General features: G+C 66.9%; 26 protein-coding genes and 1 tRNA gene. 12 read left to right on the top strand and 15 right to left on the bottom strand.

Annotated features, from left to right (window positions below; all coding sequences use genetic code 11):
• From W7U_RS22915 to W7U_RS22905, 3 genes are all read right to left on the bottom strand, one after another.
• A complete protein-coding gene (locus tag W7U_RS22915) occupies nucleotides 1-1,239 on the bottom strand; it encodes an MBL fold metallo-hydrolase (protein ID WP_008263162.1) in 1,239 nt (412 codons plus the stop codon).
• Nucleotides 1,240-1,253: 14 nt separating this feature from the next.
• Complete coding sequence (locus W7U_RS22910) at nucleotides 1,254-2,525, bottom strand: sulfotransferase (protein WP_008263160.1); 1,272 nt, start codon at nucleotides 2,523-2,525, stop codon at nucleotides 1,254-1,256.
• A 100-nt stretch (nucleotides 2,526-2,625) separates the two neighbouring features.
• Nucleotides 2,626-3,012 (bottom strand): DUF2237 domain-containing protein, encoded by a 387-nt coding sequence (locus W7U_RS22905; protein WP_008263157.1) that lies wholly within the window; start codon nucleotides 3,010-3,012, stop codon nucleotides 2,626-2,628.
• Nucleotides 3,013-3,139: 127 nt separating this feature from the next.
• Here W7U_RS22905 and W7U_RS22900 point away from each other — a divergent pair, with 127 nt between their 5' ends.
• The 4 genes from W7U_RS22900 to W7U_RS25850 all read left to right on the top strand — a co-directional run bounded on the left by W7U_RS22900 (nucleotide 3,140) and on the right by W7U_RS25850 (nucleotide 7,889).
• Entirely contained in the window at nucleotides 3,140-3,625 is a 486-nt protein-coding gene (locus W7U_RS22900) for an NINE protein (RefSeq protein ID WP_008263155.1), read from the top strand.
• Nucleotides 3,626-3,882: 257 nt separating this feature from the next.
• Nucleotides 3,883-5,016: a cellulase family glycosylhydrolase gene (locus W7U_RS22895; RefSeq protein WP_008263154.1), complete on the top strand. Its 1,134-nt coding sequence runs from the start codon at nucleotides 3,883-3,885 to the stop codon at nucleotides 5,014-5,016.
• A gap of 137 nt (nucleotides 5,017-5,153) precedes the next feature.
• Complete coding sequence (locus W7U_RS22890; protein ID WP_008263153.1) at nucleotides 5,154-6,767, top strand: DUF4185 domain-containing protein; 1,614 nt, start codon at nucleotides 5,154-5,156, stop codon at nucleotides 6,765-6,767.
• A gap of 591 nt (nucleotides 6,768-7,358) precedes the next feature.
• The gene (locus tag W7U_RS25850; protein WP_225330913.1) at nucleotides 7,359-7,889 is read left to right on the top strand and encodes a hypothetical protein; all 531 of its coding nucleotides are present in this window, start codon (nucleotides 7,359-7,361) and stop codon (nucleotides 7,887-7,889) included.
• Between the two features lie 59 nt (nucleotides 7,890-7,948).
• Here the strand turns inward: W7U_RS25850 and W7U_RS22885 are convergent, their stop codons facing one another.
• From W7U_RS22885 to W7U_RS22865, 5 genes are all read right to left on the bottom strand, one after another.
• On the bottom strand, nucleotides 7,949-8,422 hold the full coding sequence (locus tag W7U_RS22885; RefSeq protein ID WP_026071064.1) for a CAP domain-containing protein: 474 nt from the start codon (nucleotides 8,420-8,422) through the stop codon (nucleotides 7,949-7,951).
• Nucleotides 8,423-8,553: 131 nt separating this feature from the next.
• Nucleotides 8,554-9,558: a glycoside hydrolase family 6 protein gene (locus tag W7U_RS22880; RefSeq protein WP_008263149.1), complete on the bottom strand. Its 1,005-nt coding sequence runs from the start codon at nucleotides 9,556-9,558 to the stop codon at nucleotides 8,554-8,556.
• A gap of 119 nt (nucleotides 9,559-9,677) precedes the next feature.
• Nucleotides 9,678-9,767 (bottom strand) — tRNA-Ser (locus tag W7U_RS22875).
• 29 nt (nucleotides 9,768-9,796) lie between these two features.
• Nucleotides 9,797-10,255: a nucleoside deaminase gene (locus tag W7U_RS22870; protein ID WP_008263147.1), complete on the bottom strand. Its 459-nt coding sequence runs from the start codon at nucleotides 10,253-10,255 to the stop codon at nucleotides 9,797-9,799.
• 85 nt (nucleotides 10,256-10,340) lie between these two features.
• Nucleotides 10,341-10,865, bottom strand: coding sequence for a tRNA adenosine deaminase-associated protein (locus tag W7U_RS22865; protein ID WP_026071065.1), 525 nt, complete (start codon nucleotides 10,863-10,865; stop codon nucleotides 10,341-10,343).
• Nucleotides 10,866-10,994: 129 nt separating this feature from the next.
• Between W7U_RS22865 and W7U_RS22860 the strand changes: the two genes are divergently transcribed.
• Complete coding sequence (locus tag W7U_RS22860) at nucleotides 10,995-11,939, top strand: prephenate dehydrogenase (RefSeq protein WP_008263141.1); 945 nt, start codon at nucleotides 10,995-10,997, stop codon at nucleotides 11,937-11,939.
• Here W7U_RS22860 and W7U_RS22855 read toward each other — a convergent pair.
• From W7U_RS22855 to W7U_RS22835, 5 genes are read right to left on the bottom strand one after another with little or no spacing between them, the layout of a single operon-like run.
• Nucleotides 11,902-12,501, bottom strand: a complete 600-nt coding sequence (locus tag W7U_RS22855; protein ID WP_008263137.1) for a putative glycolipid-binding domain-containing protein — start codon at nucleotides 12,499-12,501, stop codon at nucleotides 11,902-11,904. The two genes, W7U_RS22860 and W7U_RS22855, sit on opposite strands and share 38 nt — an antisense overlap.
• On the bottom strand, nucleotides 12,502-13,218 hold the full coding sequence (locus W7U_RS22850) for an ABC transporter permease (RefSeq protein ID WP_008263135.1): 717 nt from the start codon (nucleotides 13,216-13,218) through the stop codon (nucleotides 12,502-12,504).
• A complete protein-coding gene (locus W7U_RS22845) occupies nucleotides 13,215-13,901 on the bottom strand; it encodes an ABC transporter permease (protein WP_008263134.1) in 687 nt (228 codons plus the stop codon). The genes W7U_RS22850 and W7U_RS22845 overlap by 4 nt, the downstream gene beginning before the upstream one ends.
• A complete protein-coding gene (locus W7U_RS22840; protein WP_008263133.1) occupies nucleotides 13,901-14,995 on the bottom strand; it encodes an ABC transporter ATP-binding protein in 1,095 nt (364 codons plus the stop codon). Before W7U_RS22840 ends, W7U_RS22845 begins: the two co-directional genes overlap by 1 nt.
• A gap of 1 nt (nucleotide 14,996) precedes the next feature.
• Nucleotides 14,997-15,944, bottom strand: a complete 948-nt coding sequence (locus W7U_RS22835; protein ID WP_008263132.1) for an ABC transporter substrate-binding protein — start codon at nucleotides 15,942-15,944, stop codon at nucleotides 14,997-14,999.
• Between the two features lie 99 nt (nucleotides 15,945-16,043).
• On the opposite strand from W7U_RS22835, the gene W7U_RS22830 reads away from it, so the two are divergent.
• A complete protein-coding gene (locus W7U_RS22830; RefSeq protein WP_008263131.1) occupies nucleotides 16,044-16,394 on the top strand; it encodes a lipopolysaccharide assembly protein LapA domain-containing protein in 351 nt (116 codons plus the stop codon).
• Here the strand turns inward: W7U_RS22830 and W7U_RS22825 are convergent.
• Together W7U_RS22825 and W7U_RS22820 are read right to left on the bottom strand one after the other, a co-directional pair.
• A complete protein-coding gene (locus W7U_RS22825; RefSeq protein ID WP_008263129.1) occupies nucleotides 16,391-17,443 on the bottom strand; it encodes a phosphotransferase family protein in 1,053 nt (350 codons plus the stop codon). The genes W7U_RS22830 and W7U_RS22825 overlap by 4 nt on opposite strands.
• 63 nt (nucleotides 17,444-17,506) lie before the next feature.
• The gene (locus tag W7U_RS22820) at nucleotides 17,507-18,145 is read right to left on the bottom strand and encodes a histidine phosphatase family protein (protein WP_008263125.1); all 639 of its coding nucleotides are present in this window, start codon (nucleotides 18,143-18,145) and stop codon (nucleotides 17,507-17,509) included.
• Nucleotides 18,146-18,222: 77 nt separating this feature from the next.
• Between W7U_RS22820 and W7U_RS22815 the strand changes: the two genes are divergently transcribed.
• From W7U_RS22815 to W7U_RS22790, 6 genes are all read left to right on the top strand, one after another.
• Entirely contained in the window at nucleotides 18,223-18,885 is a 663-nt protein-coding gene (locus W7U_RS22815; protein ID WP_008263123.1) for a class I SAM-dependent methyltransferase, read from the top strand.
• 57 nt (nucleotides 18,886-18,942) lie between these two features.
• Nucleotides 18,943-19,995, top strand: a complete 1,053-nt coding sequence (locus tag W7U_RS22810; RefSeq protein WP_008263121.1) for a phosphotransferase family protein — start codon at nucleotides 18,943-18,945, stop codon at nucleotides 19,993-19,995.
• 11 nt (nucleotides 19,996-20,006) lie between these two features.
• Nucleotides 20,007-20,771, top strand: coding sequence for a glucose 1-dehydrogenase (locus tag W7U_RS22805; RefSeq protein WP_008263119.1), 765 nt, complete (start codon nucleotides 20,007-20,009; stop codon nucleotides 20,769-20,771).
• Nucleotides 20,772-20,842: 71 nt separating this feature from the next.
• On the top strand, nucleotides 20,843-22,126 hold the full coding sequence (locus tag W7U_RS22800; RefSeq protein WP_008263117.1) for an acyl-CoA dehydrogenase family protein: 1,284 nt from the start codon (nucleotides 20,843-20,845) through the stop codon (nucleotides 22,124-22,126).
• Nucleotides 22,107-22,730, top strand: coding sequence for a TetR/AcrR family transcriptional regulator (locus W7U_RS22795; protein WP_008263115.1), 624 nt, complete (start codon nucleotides 22,107-22,109; stop codon nucleotides 22,728-22,730). Before W7U_RS22800 ends, W7U_RS22795 begins: the two co-directional genes overlap by 20 nt.
• Complete coding sequence (locus W7U_RS22790; protein ID WP_008263114.1) at nucleotides 22,730-23,698, top strand: NADPH:quinone oxidoreductase family protein; 969 nt, start codon at nucleotides 22,730-22,732, stop codon at nucleotides 23,696-23,698. The genes W7U_RS22795 and W7U_RS22790 overlap by 1 nt, the downstream gene beginning before the upstream one ends.
• The last annotated feature ends 2 nt before the right edge of the window (nucleotides 23,699-23,700 follow it).

Genomic DNA, 23,700 nt, shown 5'->3' with positions numbered 1-23,700 from the left:
CTATGAGTTCCTCGCAATCTGGTTGCGCAGCCACGCGCTTTCCCAGAAGTTCGTGCTGCTTGCGAGAAGCTTTTCATGCGCCTGCCGGAGCACATCGCGAGCCCCCGAATGCTCGGCGGGCACGAGCTGGGCGAGGTGGATGGCGTGCAGTGCCCGATCGGCGGCCAGGTGCGCCCGGGCGCGATCCAGGAGCGCATCGGCGCCGGCCAACTCGACCACGTCGGCCGCGACGGCGTCGAATCCGACCGGGTACAGCTCGGTGGTCGACTCGTGGTGGAACCAGCCCGAGTAGTTCTCCCAGACGGCCCGCACGTCCCAGGCGACCTTCCCATAGCCCTGGCCCACTTCGTATTCCGCGGGCAACGTGATCTCGCGCATCAGGGTGCGGACATCCTTTCCGGCATTCATTCCGGCGACCGTCTGATCGTGGATGTACTGGATGGCGTTGCGCAGCCGGGTCAGCTCGGCGTTGATGCGCTCGGCCCCCGCGACGGGCGCGAAGTGACCCGTCACGAGCAGCTCGGGGTGCAGGTCGCGGACCCGTTCCACCGAGGCAATGGCCGTCAACGCGTCCCGGTAGCGGTCGCCCCGCATGGTGACGAGGTTGGGGATGTGCCCGAACAGGGGGCCGAAGGTGTTTCCGCACAGGCAGATTCGTTCGTCGGGGAGCCAGACCACCAGCGAGTCGGTGGTCTCCCCACCTTGCACCGAGATCAGTTCCATCCGCCGGCCGCCGAGCTCCAGCGTCAGCGTGTCCTCGAAGTCGAGGTCGACGACGGGCACGCTCTGGCCCGCCAGCTGCGCGGTCCCCAGGCGCCGTTGGATGGCTTGGATGCCGTCGGCCAGCGTGTCTTTGAACGCGAACGCGCTGCGGCTGGCGCGGTAGGGGATCAGTCGTTCGTTGTCGTCTCGCCACGCCGTCCAGTTCGCTTGCGCGACAACGGTCGTGTCGGGGTCGCGCACGCTGTCCAGGCCGCCGACATGGTCGACGTGGCCCTGGGTGAAGATGATGTAGCGCACCGGCGAGGAGTCCACGGCGTCGAAGTTGGCGCGATGCACCGGCCCCTCGAAACCCATGCCGGTGTTGACGATCACCCGGCCCTGCGCGGTGGTGAGCAGGTACGAGTTGGACAGCCCGGGCGAGCACCACAATCCCGGGGCGATCTCATCCGCCTTCTCCGCGGACGCCGGGCGCATCGCGTCGGCTCCGGGCCTGCCGCGATAGACGGGTTCGGTCATCGCTGCTGACTCCTTTATTCGGGTCGGACGTCGAACTTGTCGAAATAGAAGCCGAACCGGCCGCGGAGTTCGTCGGCGGAGACGCCGAAGTGCCGTTGCAGTTCGTAATGGATGCGGCCGTGCTTGCCTCGTGGATTGCCGTCCAGGTAGCGCTGGAAGCCGTCGCGCACTTGCTGCGGCAATTCGACACCGCCGCAGTGATACAGCCGCTCGAGCACCGGCATCTCGTTGCCACCCAGCTGATGAAAGTTGACGTCGATGCTGCGTTCGGTGTCCACCAGGTCGCGGTCACGCACGCATGCGCTCAGCAGACGATGCACGCGATCGCTCCAATATTCCAGCAGCCACTGCGGATCAATGCTGTTGCGGCGCAGCCGATCCGAGTAGGCCATCATCGTGATCGCCGATTGGATCACCGCGACCGGGTCGCGGTGCGTGAAAGCCACCGTCGCGTCGGGGAACGTCGCCATCAACGGGCCGAGCTGCTCGCAGTGCTGCGGACTCTTGAGGACCCAGGTGCGCGGACCCCGCAGAAAGGTGAGCGCCTGCAGCACCTTGCGCATGTAGGCATAGTGGCGGGTTTGGTCGAGGCTCAGGTAGTAGTCGCGCCAATCCGGCACCCGCGCATGCCATTCCAGGACATAGGAGGCCAGATCGAGGTCGAGGAGTTCCACCTCCTCCTCGATCGCCTCGGGGAAGCGGTCATGCATGGCGGCCACCACGGGCGCGCTGGCCATCAGCGCTTCGTGTTCTGCTTTGGCTCGCGCGTAACGGGGGTCCACGCCGAACACGTCGGGCCCCTGCCCACGAGCGGGGATGGGATCCTGGCTCTCCCAGTACGGCAGCGCGCGCCTGCGCGGGTCGGCGGCAATGAGATTCACCAGGTGCGTGGTGCCCGACCGCGGCATCCCGACCACGATGAAAGGCCTCTCGATCGGGATGGATTCGATCTCGGGGTACCGCGTGATCAGCTCGGTGAGCGACAACCGGTTACGCAGCAGGCGGACGATCCGCTGCCGCAGCGAACCGCGGGTGAGCTGGCGCAGGCCATCGTCGGCTTCGATCGCCGCGACGTGCGCGCGCAGCCGGTCAGCGAAGCCGTCGGCGTCGTCAAGATCGGCGGCTGCGGTCTTTAGGCCGGTCTGTTCGACGACCTCCGCGAGCATCCGGTCGACGTCGAGGTCGACGCGCTTGGCCTCGGTGAACTCCAGGATCTGGCGCTGGACGTCGGTCAGCCGGGGCGCGGTCAGGTCGTCGAAGTCGATGTCGTCAACCGCAGAACCCACCGCAACCCCTCTTCGACGCGTCAGGTGAGAAAGATGACACCGAGGCTAGACGCGGCGCTATTCCGTGGTTCACCCACCATCCCGGCCAGCGGTCACCCAGCTACAGGTTGGCCAGATCGTCGGGCACGTCGATCTTGTGCGCCTGCAGCGCCTCCAGGGGGACCACCTCGAGGGTGCTCTCGTGCGTGGATGCCAGCACCACCGGCGCCGCACACCCGTCGTGGTGAGCCCGCAGCCAATTCAGCGCGGTCACGCACCAGCGGTCGCCGGGCAGCAGGCCCGGGAACCGATACTCGGGAACCGGCGTCAACAGGTCGTTGCCAATGGAGCGCTGGTGCTCCAGGAACTCGGCGGTCATCACCGCGCAAATGGTGTGCCGTCCAAGGTCCTGAGGCCCGGTTGAGCAACAGCCGTCGCGGTAGAAACCGGTCAGCGGGTCTGTGCCGCACGGTTCCAGCGGACCGCCCAGCACATTTCGATCAGGCACCCGTCCAGTATTGCTCTCGCGGTGGTGAAGTTTGAAGCAATTTGCCGACTGCGCCCAAGGATTTTCCGCGCCGGCGCCTTGGAGCCCGATGTGGACGGCCGAACGGCGGGCGTGTTAACTCGAATCGATGTCGACGCCGCCCAACCCGCCCGGAAATCCCGCCGATGAACCACCGTGGGGATGGCAGCCGCCCGGTTACGGTCCGCAGCCGAATCCGCAGGGCCCGCCTCCGCCACCGCCGGGGTATCCGTCGCCGCAGGGTTACCCCGGGTACCCGGGCTATCCGGGCTATGGCGGGTACCCGGGCTACGTCGACCCGCAGGCGCCGTTCGGCCGTGATCCCGTTACCGGGCTGCCCCTGTCGGATAAGTCCGCCACCACCGCCGGCTTACTTCAGCTCTTCCTCGGCCTGTTCGGTGTCGGCCGCTTTTACATCGACTCGACTCAGATCGCCGTGGCCCAGCTGTGCGTGGGGCTGTTCGGAATTGTCTTCAGCCTGTTCTGTTTTCTGGGATTCCCGGTCCTGCTCGGCGGGATCATCTGGGCGATCGTCGACGCGATCCTGATCTTCACCGGCAGCGTCAAAGACAACCACGGCCGCAAGCTGCGCTAGGCCCTCCATATAAGAGGGCTATCGGGTTCGGTTGGCCTGCAACGGTTTTGGCGCACAGTCGGGGACATTTTAACCCGGCCGGCATGCACGACGGCCCGGGGCGCGCCGGAGTCGATGGTTACGGATTGGTCACGATGGCGGGTGGGTGCCGACTTTCGGCGACCCCGATTACGGTGCGGGAACAATTGTTATCTCAAGCTCTCGCGACGCGCTGAGCAAATCCCAGGGAAATCGCCCCGGAAACTTATCGTCACATCGTGGAACGACGAACGGCCCTGAAACTCCCTCTGCTGTTGGCGGCGGGCGCCGCAGTTACCCGGGTACCCAGGGCCTCCGCGGAGGAGGCGGGCCGGTGGTCCCCCGATCGCGCCAACCGGTGGTATCAGGCGCAGGGCTGGCTCGTCGGAGCAAACTACATTCCCGCGAGCGCCATCAACCAGTTCGAGATGTTTCAGGCCGATACCTTCGACCCGCGGCGCATCGACACCGAGCTCGGCTGGGCTCAGTTCTATGGCCACAACACCGCGCGGGTCTTCCTCCATGATCAGCTGTGGGCCGCCGACCAGCGCGGGTTCCAAACGCGCCTAGGGCAATTCGTCGACATCGCGGCCCGTCATCACATCAAACCGCTGTTTGTCTTCTTCGACTCCTGCTGGGATCCGCAACCCCGCGCGGGTCGACAGCGCGCGCCGCGCCCCGGTGTGCACAACTCGGGCTGGGCGCAGAGCCCGGGTGCCGAGCGCCTCGGCGACCCCCGCTACGTCCCGGTGATGCGCGACTACGTCACCGCGGTGATGACCCAATTCCGTAACGACAACCGGGTTTTGGGCTGGGACCTCTGGAATGAACCCGACAACCCGGCACGCCAATACCGCAACACCGAAAGAAGCGATAAGGAGCAACTCGTCGCCGACCTGCTCCCCCAGGTGTTTCGGTGGGCGCGCGCGGTGGATCCGAGCCAGCCGCTCACGAGTGGAGTGTGGCGGGGCGACTGGGGACAACCCCAGGGCCGCAGCGCAATCAGCGACATCCAGCTCGCCAACTCCGACGTGGTCACCTTCCATTCCTACGCTGAGCCCGCCGGGTTCGAGTCGCGCATCAACGAGCTGACGCCGATGGGCCGGCCGATCCTGTGCACGGAATACATGGCTCGGCCCCGGGGCAGCACCGTACAGAGCATCCTGCCCGTCGCCAAACGCCTCAACGTCGGCGCGATCAACTGGGGCCTGGTTGCCGGCAAGACCCAGACCTACTTCCCCTGGGAAACGTGGGATCACCCGGCCACGACGGTTCCGAAGGTGTGGTTCCACGACTTGATCCGGCCCGAGGGACGTCCGTTCCAAGACATCGAGGTTTTGACCGTCCGGAAGCTGGCCGGAAGCCAGGCCTGACAAGCAGAGGCGGGCCAACCGGCCCGCCTGGGCTTTGACCATTCAACGATCGCCGTCGCGCTGCCAGTAGTAGCGTTTATGCCAGCTCAGAAGGGGGCGGCGATGATCGTCGGTGTTGGCCATCTGCCCGCGACGCCATGACGCTGGCGAACCTGAGCGAAGCGGAACTGATCGCGTCGGCCGGCGGCGATCCGTGGGCGATCAATCAGAACTTGCAGGCGGGTAGCCCGTTACAGATTTCGCAGTTGGCGGAGGCCTTTCATGGCGCGGGTCGACACACCGCCGAAGCCGACCATGCATTCGAGCAAGCGCGAAAACGGTTCGCCGCCGCCTGGAACCATCAGGATGGTGGCCACCCCATCAACGATTCTGACGAAGTGCAGCGGGTGACCAAAATGCTCGGTGCGCAGTCCGAGCAGCTGCCGAAGATCGGTGCTGAATTGGAAACGATCGCCGCCGCGTTGGCCGACGCGCAGAAACAAGGAGCTCGAGAGATCGCCCTGCTGGACAGTGAGCTCCGAGGCCTCGACAGCCTCATGACCGCGATCAAGAAGGAATTGGCCTCCCATCTGCCCGAGTCGGAACGCCAGAAGCTGTTGAGACTGTACGACGACGCGCACGCCGATGCCGTGGACGACGTCCGCGATGCCGTCAAACAAATGACGTCAATTCGCAACGGGTACTCCGACACTCTCCGTAGAGCCATGGGTGCCCTGCATACCGACGGTTACGACCCACCGAAAGCTGTAGACGAGTGGATCGAAAGCCCGCTGAAACCGGGTGAGGTGAGAGACCTCGGGCCGATCGCCGGTACCGGCGGCATTCCCGGCATCCCGGGTATCGGGGCGGCGGACTTAGGAGAAGTGGTCGAGATCCCCGGACAGCCGGGAAAATATCTCGCGATTTTTGGGGATTCGTTCTCCGGCAACAAAGTCGGTGAGGACGAACACTATCGATCTGTGGCCGTACCGGTGACCTTCGACGCCGACGGACGTCCGCATTTTGGTGCGCCACTAACGGGCCCCGAGAATAGTGGCCGCGAGCTCTTCACAATGCCGTCGGAGGCGGTCAAGGCCGGAATCAGCGACACGTTGCCAGCCGGAACGGTCACCCTGGGCGACAAAACGTACATGATGGTGACCGGCACGACGGGGAACCTTAAGCCGGCGGCTTCGTGGCTGGTCGAAGTCAACGGTGACCCGGGCAAAGGGTGGACAATGGTGCCAGGCTCGTATCGCGCCGCGGGAGAGGCGCCCACCCAGATCAGCGGCTATAAGGGCTCGGACGGCAAAGTCTACATCGCCGCTGATTCCTTCGACCGCAGCCGAGGCATCACCATGTACCGCGCGGATCCTGACAAAGTGTTCAATCGCGGCAGTTGGCAGCCCTGGAACGGAACCGGCTGGGGCCAAGCCGGCGGAGTCGCCACCGCTCCGATAAGCCGCACACCCTTCGGCGAACTCAGTTTCAGGGAGGTCGACGGCAAGGCGGTGCTGTCGGGTTTCAATCAGGGCACTGGAAATGTCGAAGTTCGGGTGGTGGATGAACCCACTAAAGTGTTGAGCGTCGGGCCGACAGTTGTTGCACAGCAGAGCAATCCGCAGGGGCCAAACTTTGTACCCCAGAACTACGGTGGGTATATCCTGCCTGGATCCACGCTGGATAAGCTGAATCTGTTCGTAAGTCAATGGAACACAACGACCAACACCCCGTACAACACTCGGCAATTCCAGGTAAACGCAAACCGCTAATCTACCCGCCGATAGGACCAGAAATGATCAGTAGGACGCTCGCTGTCGCTGCCGGGGTTCTCACCGCGTTTATGACTAGTTGCAACGCTCGCGCCGACGCGCCTGCATTTCCGGACATCAGCGGGTATTCACCCGTGACGGTTGCGGACTACACGATTGGGCTTCCCAACACGGGGCGTGCACCGCTCAACATGGTCTATTTCCTTACCCCGGATGGAATCACGTGCGATTTCTTCTCCGGGGAAGCACAATGCACAGGCAATAATTTTCCCGCGGTCCCGCCAGCCAGCGGGGCCGGCACGGTGAACGCGATTGGGACCGCCTCTGGACTGGCTCAATCCGGCGACCCGATCGCGCCTAACGGCCAGGTCTATGGCCATCCACTCAAGACGTTGCCCCCACTGCATTCCATCACCGTCGACGGCATCATTTGCGGGGTCGATAACTCAGGCACGACCGCATGCAAAGACCCCCAAGGCCGTGGCTTCGTCCTGTCGCCACATGGTTCTGGTTGGCTGCCTCACGTGTGACTGTCAATCAGGCGGTAGGCGACCGCTTCAGCGTCCGACCATGATTCGGAGGAGGTTTCGAATGCCTACCGTCGCACGCCTGACTACTCGATCGTTTGCCTTAATCTTCGTCTTGGTGTCCGTGTCCTGTACGTCGCCGTCGCAACACGCCGTCGCACAGCCGCCCGGCTTCCCTAAGCTCGACGAGTTCACCCCGGTATCAATCGATAACTACATCGAAATTCCGCCGAAAGGATTGCGGTACGCCTACTTTTCGACCCCTTACAACATCCAATGTTGGTTTGAGGCCGGCGAGCCCGTACCGGTGTGGCAATCGCAAGACATCAATTGCCTAGGGGACATGCCGGACGCGAATCCCTGCATGGTCGGCAAAGCAACGGGCGTACGATCAGCACCCACATATGCGATCAGCATGACAGGTAACAAATGTGGTGTGCCGTATACCCACGGGACATTGTTAAACATCGGACAGAAGGTGAACTTCCGCGACGCGACGTGCGTAGTGGGTCCTGACCGCCTCGTCGCCTGCCTGGACACCAGCAGCGGCGAGCACGGATTTGTGCTCAAACCCTCTGGCAGCGTGGCTTTTTAGGGCACAACTAAACCGGTTTGCCCACGGCGGCGATCCGAAACCGCTTGACCCAAAAGGGTTTACGAAGCCGCGAAGTCGCCGACGACGGTCATTTTGTTGCCGTCCCGTGCGGTGGCGAAGCCGCCTGCGTTGAATGCGCAATTCAGGATGATCGCCCGGTGCGGGGGACTTTGCATCCACATGTCCAGGGCCTCACGGGGATTCGCGGCGGATCCGGTGCCCCAGAAGACGATTTCACCCGTGGAGCGGCTCCGATAGCCCGCCTGCGCGATCCGTGCCTGCGGCGACGAGCCGTCCGAGCCGATGTGTCCGCTGACCCCGCTGCGCAGCATGTCGTCGGCATGCCGCTGGGCGGCTTCCGTCAGACGCGGGTCGTCGGTGATCGGTCCGCATCCCTGGCGAAGCTGGTTGACGCCGCTGTACACCGCGCTCCCCGCATCGTCGGCGTGCGCAACGAACCCGTCTGCACCGGAAACAGTAATGAAGGCAGTGCAGATCGAGAAGATTGCGTAGAACGCAACTTTCCTCGTCATGTTTGCCTCGTACCGCATACTGGCTTTATCTGTTTCAGATAACAAAATGTTACCCACTTGCAACCATCGGCGGTCGCGAATAACAGATCCGTTCGGCAGCCGCCGACGGCGAGGCTAAGCCAAAGGTCCTGCTAGTGGCCGGTGTTGTGGGCCAGATCGATGGCGTACTGATTCACGAAGTGGCCCGCCGGCGGATCACCCTTGCCGCACGTCCCGTCGGATTCGCCGGGACGTTTGATCCACAGGTAGGCGTCGGCGTGCGCACCCGCGGTCGAGGCGGTGGGCGGGGTGCCCAACGCTCGGCCGCTGGGATTGCACCAGTTGAGCTCGGAATCAGGCGCCGGTCCGGCACCGTTGCGCGACGTGTCGATCACGTAGTGCGAACCGTTGGTGAGTCCCGAAATCGCTTCGCCGTAACCGATTTCGTCCTCGGTGGTGAAGAAGTTCGCGGTGTTGACGCTGAAGCCCCGCGCGTGACCGACGCCGGCCTGATTCAGCCTGGCGGCCATGTCCTCGGCACTGTGCCAACGCAGGTGACCCGCATCGATGTACACGGCCGCGTTCGGATCCTTCGTCAGCGTGTCGACGGCGTAATGAACCAGATCGAACCGTTCTTGGCGCTGATCACCCGAGAGGCAGTCGGCCATGGCGAGCGCATCGGGCTCGACGATGATCGCCACCCGCGAGGTGCCCACGCCGCCGGCGATCCCATCGATCCAGCTCCGGTAGTCGGCGCCCGACCCCATGCCGCCCGCGGCGAAGCTGCCGCAGTCGCGATGGGGGATTCCGTAGATCGCCAGCACCGGGATGGCGCCGGCGGCGGCCGCGTCGCCGACGTACTTCCCGACCGTTGCTGCGGAACCGCCCGGGACGATCCAGTACGCCTGCGGCGTATTGGCGATCGCGGTCAACTCGGCACTCGGCGGATCGGCGCTCTGGGCGGCGCGCATGGCCGCCGACGTGGGGTTGACGTAGAACGGCGCCCCGTCCAGTGGGTTGCCATCGGAGGCCAAACGCACCGTCGGGGCGGGACGGACCGGCACCGGGTCGCAGACAAGGCCGATGCCGGCGACGGCGGTGATCGTCAGGAACGGGGTGATCCATCGTGCGACTGCACGAGCAACTGAGAACGTCACCTCAGGAAAATTAGTGGGTCGAACCATCGAGCGCCAACGAGGGTGGCGACCGGTCGGCGCGCGCACGATCGGTGCATCGTGAGAGCACGATCTACCTGCGACGGGGCGCCGGTAGTTTGTGGCGGTGGCGGAGGGATTTGAACCCTCGGACGGTTTTAGCCGTCACACGCTTTCGAGGCGTGCTCCTTAGGCCGCTCGGACACGCCACCGCCGAGCAGCTTACCGAACGGCATGCCTCTCACCCCAATCGCTGGCGGGCGAAGAACGCCTCCAGCGGCGCCGCGCACTCCTGTGCCAGGACACCGCCGCGCACTTCCGGCCGGTGATTGAGCCGCCGGTCGCGGACCACGTCCCACAGCGATCCGACCGCGCCCGTCTTGGGTTCCCAGGCGCCGAACACCAGCCGCCCGATGCGCGACAGCACCAGCGCACCCGCGCACATGGTGCACGGTTCGACAGTCACGGCCAACGTGGCGCCCTCGAGCCGCCACCCGTCGCCGAGCACCTCGGCGGCCGCGCGCAGCGCGAGGATCTCGGCGTGGGCGGTCGGGTCGCCCAGGGCCTCGCGGGCATTCACGGCGCGGGCCAACTCGGTGCCGTCGGCGCTGATCACGACCGCGCCGATGGGCACATCGCGGGGACCCGCCGTCGCGGCGACCGACAGCGCGGAACGGATCAGCTGTTCGTCAGGAATCACCGACCGATCCTGATGGCGGCGACCCGCTGCGCCCGGCTCCATCAGTGGTGGCGACCCGCTGCGCCCGGCTCCGCCGCGCTTGCGATCACCGACCGAGGCGGTCGATCACCGCCGACAGCTGATCGGCGAAGCCCATCTCGCGGGCGATGCGGCCCAGCTGCTCGTCGGCATACAGGTCGGTCTCGTCGAGGATGACCCCCAAGACCGCCTCGGGCAGCCCGATGTCGGACAGCAGCCCCAGGTCGCCCTCTTCGAAGGGATCGGAATCCTCGAGGTCGTCGGGATCGATGTCGGCGTCGAGCTTGTCGAGCACTTCCGCGGCGATGTCGTAGTCCAACGCTGCGGTGGCGTCCGAGAGCAGCAGCCGCGTCCCCGACGGCGCGGGCCGCACGATGACGAAGAATTCGTCATCGACGTCGAGCAGGCCGAAGACAGCCCCGGCGCTGCGCAGTTCACGCAGCTCCGTCTCGGCGGCCGCCAGGCTCGTAAGCGACTTGCGGGCCATTGGAGCACAGCGCCACTGTCCCTCTTCACGCACGACCGCGACGCCGAAGCCGTCCGGCACATCTGCGGACAGGCCCTGGGCGGAGGCCCGTTGTTGTGCTCCCATGGCCGCTTACGGTAGTCCCTGACCAGGCCCCTGACCAGATGGAGCCTGGTAGCGGCGACATCTGACAGCGACCTATCCGAACGGATGTGCCAACCTTGGAATGTGGCAAGCCCTCCTTCTAAGACACCGGTGTGTGTGCTCGGGCTGGGGCTGATCGGTGGCTCGATCATGCGGGCCGCCACGGCGGCGGGCCGTGAAGTCTTCGGCTACAACCGCTCCGTGGAGGGCGCGCAGGCCGCGGCCGCCGACGGCTTTGACGCCTCCACGGAGCTCACCGAGACCCTGACCCGCGCCGCCGGCTCCGGCGCGTTGATCGTGCTCGCGGTACCGATGCCGGCGATGGCGGGCATGCTCGCGCACATCAAGGACACGGCCCCGGCGTGCCCGTTGACCGACGTCACCAGCGTCAAAAAGGCGGTGCTCGACGAGGTCGTCGCGGCGGGTCTGCAGGAACGCTTCGTCGGGGGCCACCCCATGGCGGGCACCGCGCATTCGGGTTGGACCGCCGGCTACGCCGGGTTGTTCGCCGGGGCGCCGTGGGTGGTCAGCGTCGACGATCATGTCGACCCGACGGTCTGGTCGATGGTGATGACGTTGGCGCTGGACTGCGGCGCGGTGGTGGTGCCCGCCAGATCCGATGAACACGACGCCGCCGCGGCCGCCATCTCGCATCTTCCCCACCTGCTCGCCGAGGCGCTGGCGGTCGTCGCCGGGGACGTCCCGTTGGCGTTCGCGCTGGCCGCCGGGTCATTCCGAGACGGGACCCGGGTGGCGGCCAGCGCCCCGGATCTGGTGCGGGCGATGTGCGAGGGCAACTGCGACCAGCTGGTGCCCACGGTCGACCGCGTCATCGAACTGCTGAGTCGCGCCCGCGATTCGCTGGCCCACCACAACTCGGTCGCCGACCTCGTCGAAGCGGGCCACGCCGCGCGAACGCGTTACGACAGCTTCCCGCGCAGCGACATCTTCCACGTCGTCGTCGGCGCGGAGAACTGGCGCCAGGAATTGGCCGCCGCGGGCCGCGCGGGCGGGGTGATCAGATCCGCTCTGCCAAGCCTGGATAGTCGACGATGAATCCTTCGTCGTCGACGCTCACCGTGGTGTCGGCGATCGGCGTGTGCACCTTGATCTCGCCGCGACTGCCCGCGCTGCTGTAGCTCACCGTGTCCGCGATGATGGACATCTCCGGCACGTTGACGTAGACGACGGGCAGCGTGACCGACGCCGCCTGCTCGTGCAGGCCGAGCCGCCGGATCGGCAGCGCGTTGAAGAAGGGGCTGAACTCCACGTCCACGTCCAGGGCGCCGTTGTAGGCCGCGCGGTGCTCGCCCTGATGGTCGGTGACCAACCACATGTTCTCTTCGTCGCGCGCGAAGGAGAAGACGCGTTCGCGCTCGGCCAGGGTGACGGTCATCCCGAGCCGCTTGGTGGCGCCGGTTTCATCGGTCAACAGGTCGTAGTAGGCGCCGAACGCCGGATTGGCCTCGGTGGCGGCCGCGACGATGCGGCCGTTGGCCTTGATTCTCTTGCCGGACACCTGGAGTCGTACCGATTCCATCCGGGAGACGTCCTGTGCGCGCCAGGTGAGCATCGCCTGCCACACGCGGCGAGACGGGTCGGAGGGGGCTGCGTTCACTCATCTACCGTAAGACGTCCCCGCGAACCGCTGCGGAAGTGTCCGGTAAGTGCGTCGCAGGCGCCCGGTGCCCGGCACCGACGCCCACACCAGCAACGCCAGCAGTCCGTCGAGCACCAGCGCCAATGCGGCCACCATCAGCGCCCCGACCAGGGCCAGGTGAAACTCGCGTTCCTTGATCCCATCGATCAGGTACCGCCCCAAACCGCCGAGGCTGGCATACGCGGCCACCGTTGCGGTGGCGACCACCTGCAGCGTCGCGTTGCGCAGCCCACCGAGCATCAACGGCAGCGCATTGGGCACCTCGACGCGCAGCAGCACCTGGGCCTCGGTCATGCCCATCGCCCGGGCGGCGTCGACGACCGTCGGGTCGACATTGGCGATCCCCGCGTACGTGCCGGCCAGCAGCGCGGGCACACCCAGCAGCATCAGGGCCACCAGCGACGGTCCCAGGCCCAACCCGAACAGCAACGTCCCGAACAGCAGCACGCCCAGCGTCGGCAGGGAGCGCAGCCCGTTGACGGCGCCCACCACGAACAGGGTGCCGCGGCCGGTGTGCCCGATGACGAGCCCGACGGGAACGGCGATCAGCGCCGAGGCGCCCACCGCGATGGCGGTGTATTCGAGGTGCTCGAGGATGCGGGCCGCGAGTCCGACCGGCCCGGTCCAGTTGTCGACGGTCAACACATACGACATAGCCCGATCGACGAAGTTCATCGCGCGCCACCCACGACGGGCGCGACGACCGAGCGGCGGCCGGCGGTATCTACGGCGCGGACCCAGGGTGTGGCCAGCCGGCCGGCGCACACGATGAGCACATCGATGACGACCGCCAGCGCGAACAGCGCGATGATGCCGGCCAGGATCTGATCGCTCTTGTCGGTTTGATACCCCTGCGTGAACCAGCTGCCCAGCCCGCCGATCCCGATGACCGAGCCGACCGAGACCATCGCGATGTTGGTCACCACCACTACCCGCAGGCCGGCGATGAGGACCGGAACCGCAAGCGGGAGATCGACTTTCACGATCCGCGTGATGGGCGGGTAGCCGACCGCGACGGCGGCGTCGCGGGTCTGGGCGGGGACCGCGTCCAGCGCCTCGAGCACCGCGCGCACCAGCAGCGCGGCGGTGTAGGCGGTCAGCGCGACGATCACGTTCGCCTCGTCGAGGATGCGCGTTCCGATGATCATCGGCAACACCACGAACAGCGCCAGCGACGGGATGGTGAACACGACGCTGGCGGCCGCGGTCGTGAGCGTGCGGGCGATCCGCGTGCGCTGCACGGCCAGGCCCAGCGGCAGCGCGATCGCCAACCCGATCACCACGGGCACCAACGACAGCCGCAGGTGCACGATCGTCAGCCACCAGGCGTCGTCGAGATGGGTGAGCAGATAGTGCATTATCGGCTCCCCCGTTGGGATTCCACCGCGGCCAGTACGTCGGCGGCCAGCACCCCGCCGATCACCTTGCCGCCGTCGTCGACGGCGATGCCGACCCCCGACGGCGACGACAACGCGGCGTCGAGCGCCTGGCTCAGGTTGCCCCGCGGCCGAAACAGCGATCCCGCCCCGCTCATGCAGTCCGACAACGGTGCGCCGTCGCGGTGTCGCCGCGCGCCTTCGGCGTCGATCCAGCCCAGCGGCGCTCCCCCGCCGTCGACCACCACCGCCCAGTCGTCGGAAAGCCCCGTCCCGGAAAGCGTCTCGGGCGTGATCCGCGCGACGTCGTGCAGCGGCAGTCCGGCCGCGTCGAGGCGTTGCAGCCAGCGATAGCCGCGGCCCAGACCGATGAATCTCGACACGAAGTCGTTCGCGGGTCGCGACAGCAGCCGAGCCGGTTCGTCGTACTGCTGTAACGATCCGCCCTTGAATACCGCCACCCGTTCGCCGAGCCGCAGCGCCTCGTCGATGTCGTGCGTGACGAAAACGATCGTCTTGTGCAGATCGCTTTGCAGGCGCAGTATTTCGTTCTGCAGCTCGTGACGGACCACCGGGTCGACGGCGGAGAACGGCTCGTCCATGAGCAGGATCGGCGGGTCGGCGGCCAGGGCGCGGGCCACGCCCACCCGTTGCTGTTCACCACCCGAGAGCTGCGCGGGATAGCGGCGGGCGAGCTTGACGTCCAGCCCGACCCGCTCGAGCACCTCGTAGCCGGCTTTGCGGGCGGCGCGGCGGGACTGCCCCCGCAACACCGGAACCGTTGCCACGTTGTCGATCACCCGCTGGTGGGGCATCAGGCCCGCGTGCTGGATGACGTAGCCGATCCCGAGGCGCAGTTTCACCGGGTCTCGGGTGGCGACGTCGACGCCGTCGATCGCGATGGTGCCCGACGTCGGTTCGATCATCCGGTTGATCATGCGCAGGGCCGTGGTCTTGCCGCTGCCGGAGGACCCGACGAACACGGTCAGCTTTCCACTGGGCACGTCCAGGTTGAGGCGGTCCACCGCGGCGGTCCCGTCGCCGAAGACCTTGCTGACCTCATCGAAGGTGATCACGTCATCCGCCGATCGGGTGGTTGAAGCCGTTGTCCCGTATCCAGTTTCGGGCCGCCTCGTCGGGATCGATACCCGAGTTTCCCGACACCGCAGCGTTGAGCCCGGCAACCCCGGAGGTCGTCAGCTTCGCCGACACCGCGTCCAGTACATCTTTGAGCAGGCCGGAGTTCTTTTGCGAATTGACCAGCGGCACAATGTTTCCCGCCAAGAAATTGTGCTCCGGGTCGTCGAGCACCACCAGGTGGCCCTGCGGTATGGCCGGTGAGGTGGTGAAAACGTTGGCGGCGTTCACCCTTCCGTCGAGCAAGGCGCGTACGGTGACCGCGCCGCCGCCGTCGTCGATGGCGACGAAGTTTCCCGGCCGAATGTCGAGCCCGTATTTCTGTCGCAGGCCGGGCAGCCCGGCCGGCCTGGTCGCGAACGCCGACGGCGCCCCGAATCGCACCTCGGCCGAATGCGCGGCCAAGTCGGCGATGGTCTTCAGGTTCCACGCGTTCGCCGTTTGACTGGTCACGGTGACGGTGTCGGTGTCGGTCGCGGGCGCGGGCGTCAGGATCGACAAATCGCCCGGGAGGCGGCGGCGGAGCTCCAGCTCGACGACATCGAGAGTGGTCGCCTCCGAGTCCGGTGCGAAATACAGCAGCAGATTTCCGATGTATTCGGGCACCAGATCGATGGAATGGTCCTTGAGCGCAGGGATATACGTCTCCCGGCTGCCGATCCCCATCCGCCTTCCGATGTCAAACCCGTTGGCTTGCAGGGCTTGTGCGTAGATCTCGGCAATGATCTGTGATTCCGGAAAGTCCCCGGAACCGACAACGATGGACGAGGGGCTTTTGACCTGCGCCCCCAGCGGGTCGGAATTGCTGCAGGCCGCTACAACGCACATCGCCGTCAGCAGCGCTGCCGCGCGCACGATCACGCCGTGCGGGCGCGGCGCTAGCGTCATACCGCCGACCCTAACGCCCCAACCGGGCGCACGCTGGCCTGCGAGGATCGGTTGCCCGAATCGGTTTCATTCTGGCCCGGATCGGGCAAAGATGACATTATGAGCAGCCCCAACCCTGCGTCGCCCGGACAGCCGTCCCCCAAGCCCACCCACGGGGACAAGACCGGCGCATCCACCAAGGAACCCGCTATCGGATTCACTCGCGCCGGTGCGCTGTGGTCGTCGCTGTTCGCCGGCTTCGTGATCCTGATTCTGTTGCTGATTTTCATCACCCAGAACACGGCGCCGACGGACTTTCGGTTCTTGGGCTGGCACTGGACCCTGCCCCTGGGTGTGGCGATCTTGCTGGCCGCCGTCGTCGGCGGTCTGATCACGGTGGCGGTCGGCACCGCTCGGATCTTGCAGCTGCGCCGCGTGGCGAAAAAGCACCACACGGCCCCACCGCGCTAGCCGGGCAGCTTGGCCAGTTCGGCCAGGCCGCGGGAGATCAGCGGCGCCACCACCTCGGGCGTGTGCTCGGCGGCGTCGCCCGCGCCGCGAGCCTGATCCGACATCCGGCGCCGGAAGTCGATGCCGGCGGCGATGATCGCGAGTTTGAAATACGCCAGCGCCATGTAGAACTCCCAGTGCGCCAGCGGTAAACCGGCCACCAGCGAATAGCGGTCGGCCAGCTCGTCGACCGTCGGCAGCAGCGGTGAGGTCCACGCGGCCTGCGCATTGACGATCAGGTCCAGCGCGGGGTCGCGGTACACGCACATCAGGGCCGCGTCGGACAGCGGATCCCCCAGTGTCGAGAGCTCCCAGTCCACCACGGCCCGAACCTTTGTCGGGTCGTCGGCATCCAGGATCGTGTTGTCGATCCGGTAGTCGCCGTGCACGATCGACGTGCGGCTCTGCTGCGGAATCGCCTCGCCCAGACCGGAATGCAGCCGCTGAACATCGGAGTCGCGACGGTCCTCGGGCAGCCGCACCAGATCCCATTGCGAGCCCCACCGCCGCACCTGTCGCTCAAGATACCCGCTGGGCTTGCCGAAGTCGGCCAGGCCGACGGCGTTGGGATCGACATTGTGGAGGTCGACGAGCACCCGGATCAGCGAGTCCACGCAGCCGCCGATGACGGTGTGGCTGAACGACTCGAGTTGGGCGCGGCGGCGCACCACCTGGCCGGCAACGAATTCGACGATCTGGAACGGGGCGCCCAGCACCGAATCGTCTTCGCACAGCCCGATCGTGCGCGCCACCGGAACCGGCGTGTCCTGCAGCGCAGCGACTACCCGGTACTCGCGGGCCATGTCGTGGGCCGACGGCGTCAACCCGTGCAGCGGCGGTCGGCGCACCAGCCAGCTGGTCGCGTCGTCGTAGACGCGGAACGTCAGGTTGGAGCGGCCACCGGAAATGAACTCCGCCCGTAACTCCCCGTCGCGCCCGATCCCGAGTGAACGCAGGTAGGAATCCAGCGAGGCCAGGTCAAGCCCCTCGAGTTGGTCAGCTGAAGTCACCGAACTTGTCTACCATCGCCGGCCACGACCCGGTTCACCACCTGCGATTTGCCGGCGTCCCGGTCAGCCCGTCCCGCGGTTCGCGTCATCGTCGAGCAGCCGCTGGTTTCGCGGCAACAGATCCCAGACGTGCTCGGTGGTGTTGACCGCGGCGACCGTCGCCTGACCGGACCGGGAGAACAACAGTCGCGTGACCGACGCATAGTCGACGGGAAAGGACAGCAGTCGCGCCGTCCCGAGGATCTCGTGCAGCAGCACGTTGATCACCCCGCCGTGGCTGAACACCGCGACGGTGTCTTCGGGTTCGGCGCTCGCGACGAGGCCGTCGACCGCTGCGCGCACCCGGGCACGAAACGCATCCTCGTCGACCGCGCTGGGCAAATGCCCCTGGGCCAGGCGCGCCCACTCCTCGGGCATCTCCGCGCGGATCTGCTCGACGGGGATGTACACGGGAAGGTCGCGGTCATACTCGGCGAAGCGGTCGTCGATCTCGACGGTCAGCCCCCGATCCGCCGCGACCGGTTCGGCGGTCTGGATGGCCCGGCGCTGCGGGCTGCTCACCACCCGCGAGATGGGAAACCTCGCGAGCGCCTTGGGCAGTCGCTCGATTTGGGCCAACCCCTCCGCCGACAGGTCCGGATCGGAACCTTGGCCGTGTTCGCTGCGCAGCGGCAGGGCGTGCCGGACCAGAAGCACTTGCATATTTCTTCCTGTCGTTCGAAGGTGGCAGCGCCAGTTTCTCATCGCGTGCGTGCCGCCAATCCCCTGGAGGATTCTTTATGACGCAACCGGATCGGGATTGGGACGCCGCCTACCGGCAGGCGGCGCCGCCCCCGTGGAGCATCGGCCGGCCCCAACCGGAGCTGGCGCGCCTCATCGATCAGGGCCTCGTCCGCAGCGAGGTGCTGGACTCCGGCTGCGGCCATGCCGCACTTTCGCTGGCGCTCGCGGCGCGCGGCTACACCGTCGTCGGCCTCGACGCGAGCGCGACCGCGGTCCAGGCGGCGGCCGCGGCGGCCGCCGAGCAGGGGCTGAACACCGCGAGCTTCGCGCAGGCCGACGTCACCACCTTTCGTGGCTATGACGGCCGCTTCTCCACCATCCTGGACAGCGGCCTTTTCCACGCGCTGGCGCCGGAACGGCGCCAGGATTACGTGCAGTCGATCTTTCGGGCCGCGGCGCCCGGGGCGGCGTTGTACATCCTGGCCTTCGCCGCGGGGGCGTTGGACCAGGCCCACCCGGACCGGCCGGGCCCGCCGGGCTTCACCGAAACCGAGTTGCACGACGCCGTCTCGACGCTGTGGCGGGTCGATGACATTCGCGTGGCCAAGGTCTACGGCAAGGACGAGTCTTCGGACGGCTCGCTGGCACATCTCGAACACGACGACGAGGGCCACTTTATGGCGCCCGGCTTCCTGCTGAGCGCTCACAAGCCCGGCTAAGCCTTGCCGCCACCGTGGAGAATGCTATTCTCCCTACGGAGATTGGGGTGTGCAGCGATGGCCGAGCGCGTGACTGAATCGGGGCTGGATGCGGACGTCCTCGCCCGCTGGCTGGACGCGAACGACGCACCCGGCGGTGGCGAACGGCCGCGGCTGACCCAGCTGAAGGGCGGCTCGCAGAACACCCTCTGTCTGGTGGAGCGGGGCGGGCACCGGATGGTGCTGCGAATGCCCGGCGCCCGGGCCGACGCCGCGCGCATCGACGGCCTGCTGCGCGAGATCCGGCTGGTGCGGGCGCTGTCCGGTACCGACGTGCCGCACGCGGCGCTGATCGCCGCCGACGACACCGGCACCGTGCTCGGCATGCCCTTCTACGTCATGCAGGCGATCGAGGGGTGGAGCCCGATGGACGGCGGCTGGGCCCCGCCGTTCGACACCGATCTCGCCGCCCGCCGCGGCCTGGCGTTCCAACTCGTCGAGGGCGCCGCCAGGCTGGGGCGGGTGGACTGGCGCGCGCAAGGGCTCGAGGGCTTCGGCCGCCCCGACGGATTCCACGAGCGCCAGGTCGATCGCTGGCTGGCGTTCCTCGACGCCTACAAGGTGCGCGAGCTGCCGGGCCTCGACGAGGCCTCGGACTGGTTACGCCGCAACCGCCCGGCACATTACCGGGCGGGCATCATGCACGGCGACTACCAGTTCGCCAACGTGATGTTCGCCCACGGTTCGCCGGCCCGCCTGGCGGCGATCGTGGACTGGGAGATGACGACGGTCGGCGACCCACTGCTCGACCTGGCGTGGTGCCTGCTGGGCTATGACGGTGAAAACCCGCGCGAGGACGGGTTTTATCTCGACATGCGCGGCATGCCCTCGCGCAGCGAGCTGTTGGAGCGCTACGAAACCGTCAGCGGGTTGTCGACCGAGAACATCGACTACTACCTGGTGCTGGCCAACTGGAAGCTCGGCATCGTGCTAGAGAAGACGTATGCGGCCGGCGTGCGCACCGAGCCCCAAAAAGGAGGGGTCGACCCCAAGATCACCGACGCGTTCGGGCCGATGATCCTTTCGCTCATCGCCACCGCGGCCGACCTCGCCCGATCGCTGACAACCTAGGGGATGCTGAAATGGGTTATGCCGACCAGCTTTTCGATCTGACCGGCCGGGTCGTCCTGATCACAGGCGGCAGCCGCGGGCTGGGACGTGAGATGGCGTTCGGCGCGGCCCGCTGCGGCGCGGACGTGGTAATCGCCAGCCGCAACATCGACAACTGCGTCGCCACGGCCAAGGAGATCGAGGCCGAGACCGGCCGTTCCGCGATGCCGTATCAGGTGCACGTGGGCCGCTGGGACCAGCTCGACGGCTTGGTCGACGCGACCTACGAGCGCTTCGGCAAGGTCGACACGCTGATCAACAACGCGGGCATGTCGCCGCTGTACGACAAGCTCACCGACGTGACCGAGAAGCTGTTCGACGCCGTGGTCAACCTGAATCTCAAGGGCCCCTTCCGCTTGTCCGCGTTGGTCGGTGAGCGCATGGTGGCGGCGGGCCGGGGGTCGATCATCAACGTGAGCACGGCCGGATCGCTGCGTCCGACCCCGGACATCATTCCCTACGCCGCGTCCAAGGCCGGGCTCAACGCCATGACCGAGGCGCTGGCGAAGGGTTTCGGGCCGGCGGTGCGAGTCAACACGCTGATGGCCGGGCCGTTTCTCACCGACGTGAGCAAGGCGTGGAATCTCGACCAGGCGACCGAGAAGCCCTTCAGGCATCTCGCGTTGGAGCGCGCCGGCGATCCACGCGAAATCGTCGGTGCCGCACTGTTTCTCGCCTCCGACGCCTCGAGCTTCACCACCGGATCGATATTGCGCGCCGACGGCGGCATTCCTTAACACGTGGCGATCACAAGCGCGGCGAGACCGGGCGCAGTGGGTCGCCACCAACGAACGAGTAGGAGCATTCGATGTCTTGGGACTTTTCCACCGAACCGGAATTCGAAAAGAAGCTGGAGTGGATCCGCGAGTTCGTGCGCGAGGAAGTGGAGCCGCTGGAGGTGTTGTTCCCCGGCTGCGAATTCCTGCCTCTGAACGACGAGCGGCGCAAGATCGTCGACCCGCTCAAGCAGCAGGTCCGCGACAAGGGTCTGTGGGCGCCGCATCTGGGGCCCGAGCTCGGCGGGCAGGGCTTCGGCGCGGTCAAGCTGACGCTGATCAACGAGATCCTGGGCCGCAGCCCGTGGGCCCCGATCGTGTTCGGAACGCAGGCCCCCGACACCGGCAACGCCGAAATCATCGCCCGCTTCGGAACCCAGGAGCAGAAGGACCGCTACCTGTCGGGGCTGCTGTCGGGTGAGATCTTCTCCTGCTTCTCGATGACCGAGCCGCAAGGCGGCGCCGACCCGCGGGTCTTCACCACCCGCGCGGTCCGAGACGGTGACGACTGGGTCATCACCGGCCGAAAGTACTTCTCCTCCAACGCCTCCGTCGCCTCCTTCTTCATCGTCGTCGCGATCACCGATCCCGACGTGCCGGTGCACACCGGCGCATCGACGTTCCTGATCCCGGCCGGCACCGAGGGACTGGTCCTGGAAGCCAACCACCACCTGGTCGGCGCGGATCCGCACGAGCCCGGGCATTCCCTGGTGCACTACAACGACGTGCGCGTGCCCGCCGACGCCCTGCTGGGCGAGCCCGGTCAGGGCTTCCTGATCCTGCAGACCCGGCTGGCCGGCGGGAGGCTGCATCACGCGATGCGGTCCATCGGGATGGCCCAGCGTGCTGTCGAGATCATGTCGCGGCGGGCGAAAAGCCGCTTCACGCAAGGCAGTCTGCTGGCCGACAAGCAACTCGTGCAGGAGTTCATCGCCGATTCCTACACCGAGTTGATCCCGTTCCGGCTGACGGTGTTGCACGCCGCCTGGCTGATCGACCAGGGCGACGAGCGCGGCGCGCGAGCGGAGATCGCCGCCTGCAAGATCCTGGCCTCCCAGGTGCTCAAATCGATTGCCCTGCGGGCCATCCAGGTGCACGGCGCGCTGGGGCTCACCGACCAGCTGCCCCTGGTCAACGTGTTGCTCGGCGGCATCGCGCTCGGCCTGGCGGACGGCCCTACCGAGGCGCACAAGGTCAACCTGGCGCGGATGCTGCTCAAGGGGTACGAGGCCGAAGAAGGCGACTGGCCCAGCGAGATGCTCGACGTGCGGCGGGCGGCCGCCCGCGCCAAATACGGTGACCTCGTTGACCTCTAACCGGGTCGCCGCGGCCGTCGAGCGGGCGCTGGACGACCGCCAGCGGGAAGCCACCGAGGAGGTGGAACGCATCCTGGCGGCGGCGGTGCGCGTCATGGAACGCGTGGCGCCCGAGCCGCCCCGGGTCAGCGACATCGTCGCCGAGGCGGGTTCGTCGAACAAGGCGTTCTACCGCTATTTCGCCGGCAAGGACGATCTCATCCTGGCCGTCATGGAACGCGGGGTGGCCATCGTCGTGTCCTACCTCGAACATCAGATGTCCAAGGAGTCCGAGCCCCGCAACAAGGTCGCGCGGTGGATCGAGGGCACGCTGGCGCAGGTGGCCGACCCGCATCTGATCAGCATGACCCGAGCGGCGGCCGGACAGATGTCGGCCGGCACGGGTTGGCGCGCGGCCGACCAGGAAATGATGCGGCCGCTTCGCGCGCTGCTCGTCGAACCCGTTGCGGCGCTGGGTAGTAGCGACGTCGAACGCGACGTCGAGGCGGTGTTCAGCTGTACGGCGGCGACCCTGCGCCGCTACGTGGGCTCGGCCGACGAGCCGGGGCCCGACGACATCGCACATGTGGTGCGGTTCTGTTTGCGTGGACTGGGGGCCAATTGATGCGCGCGGTGATCTGCCGTTCCTACGGCACGCCCGAGGACCTGGTGATCGACGAGGTGCCCGACCCCGCCCCCGGGCCGGGCCAGCTGCTGGTGCGGGTGCGCGCGGCCGCGGTCAACTTCCCCGACGTGCTGTTCATCGCCGGCAAGTACCAGGTGAAGATCCCCCCGCCGTTCATCCCCGGCAACGAGATCGCCGGCGAAGTCATCGCCGCCGGCGACGGCGCGCCGTTCCGTCCGGGACAGCGCGTGTCCGGGACCACCTTCGGGGCGTTCGCCGAGCTGGCGCTGCTCGATGCGAGCCAGGCCGAGCCCGTGCCGGACGACGCCGACTTCGCATCGGCCGCCGCCTTCGGGGTGACCTACCGCACCGCCTATCACGCGCTGCGCTCGACCGCCGCTGTCGCGGAAGGAGATTGGGTCGTCGTGCTCGGCGCCGCGGGCGGCGTGGGCCTGGCCGCCGTCGATCTGGCCGTGGCGATGAAGGCGCGGGTGCTGGCCGCGGCGTCGAGTCCGGAAAAGCTGGAGCTGTGCCGGCAGCGCGGCGCCGAGGCGACCGTCGACTACGACCGGGAGGACCTGAAGTCGCGGATCCGTGAACTCACCGGCGACAGCGCCCGGGTCGTCCTGGACCCGGTCGGTGGATCGTATTCGGAACCGGCGCTGCGCGGGCTCGCGCGTGGCGGCACCTTCGTCACGCTGGGATACGCGGCGGGCGCGATCCCGGCCATACCGCTCAATCTCATTCTGCTCAAAGACATCTGCGTGCGGGGCATGGAGATCCGCACCTTCATGAGCGATTACCCCGACAATGCCGTCCGCGACATCAAGGAGCTGTCGCGGATGTTCGCCGCCGGCACGGTCCGGCCATACATCGGCGCGCGATTCCCGCTGTCCGAGACCGCCGCCGCGCTGCGGCACGTCGCCGACCGCAAGGTGCTGGGCAAGGTGGTGATCGACGTCGGGTGACG

It is taken from the genome of Mycobacterium sp. H4Y, from assembly GCF_000364405.1.
GTDB lineage: Bacteria > Actinomycetota > Actinomycetes > Mycobacteriales > Mycobacteriaceae > Mycobacterium > Mycobacterium intracellulare.
This window is presented reverse-complemented; position numbering and strand designations above follow the sequence as displayed.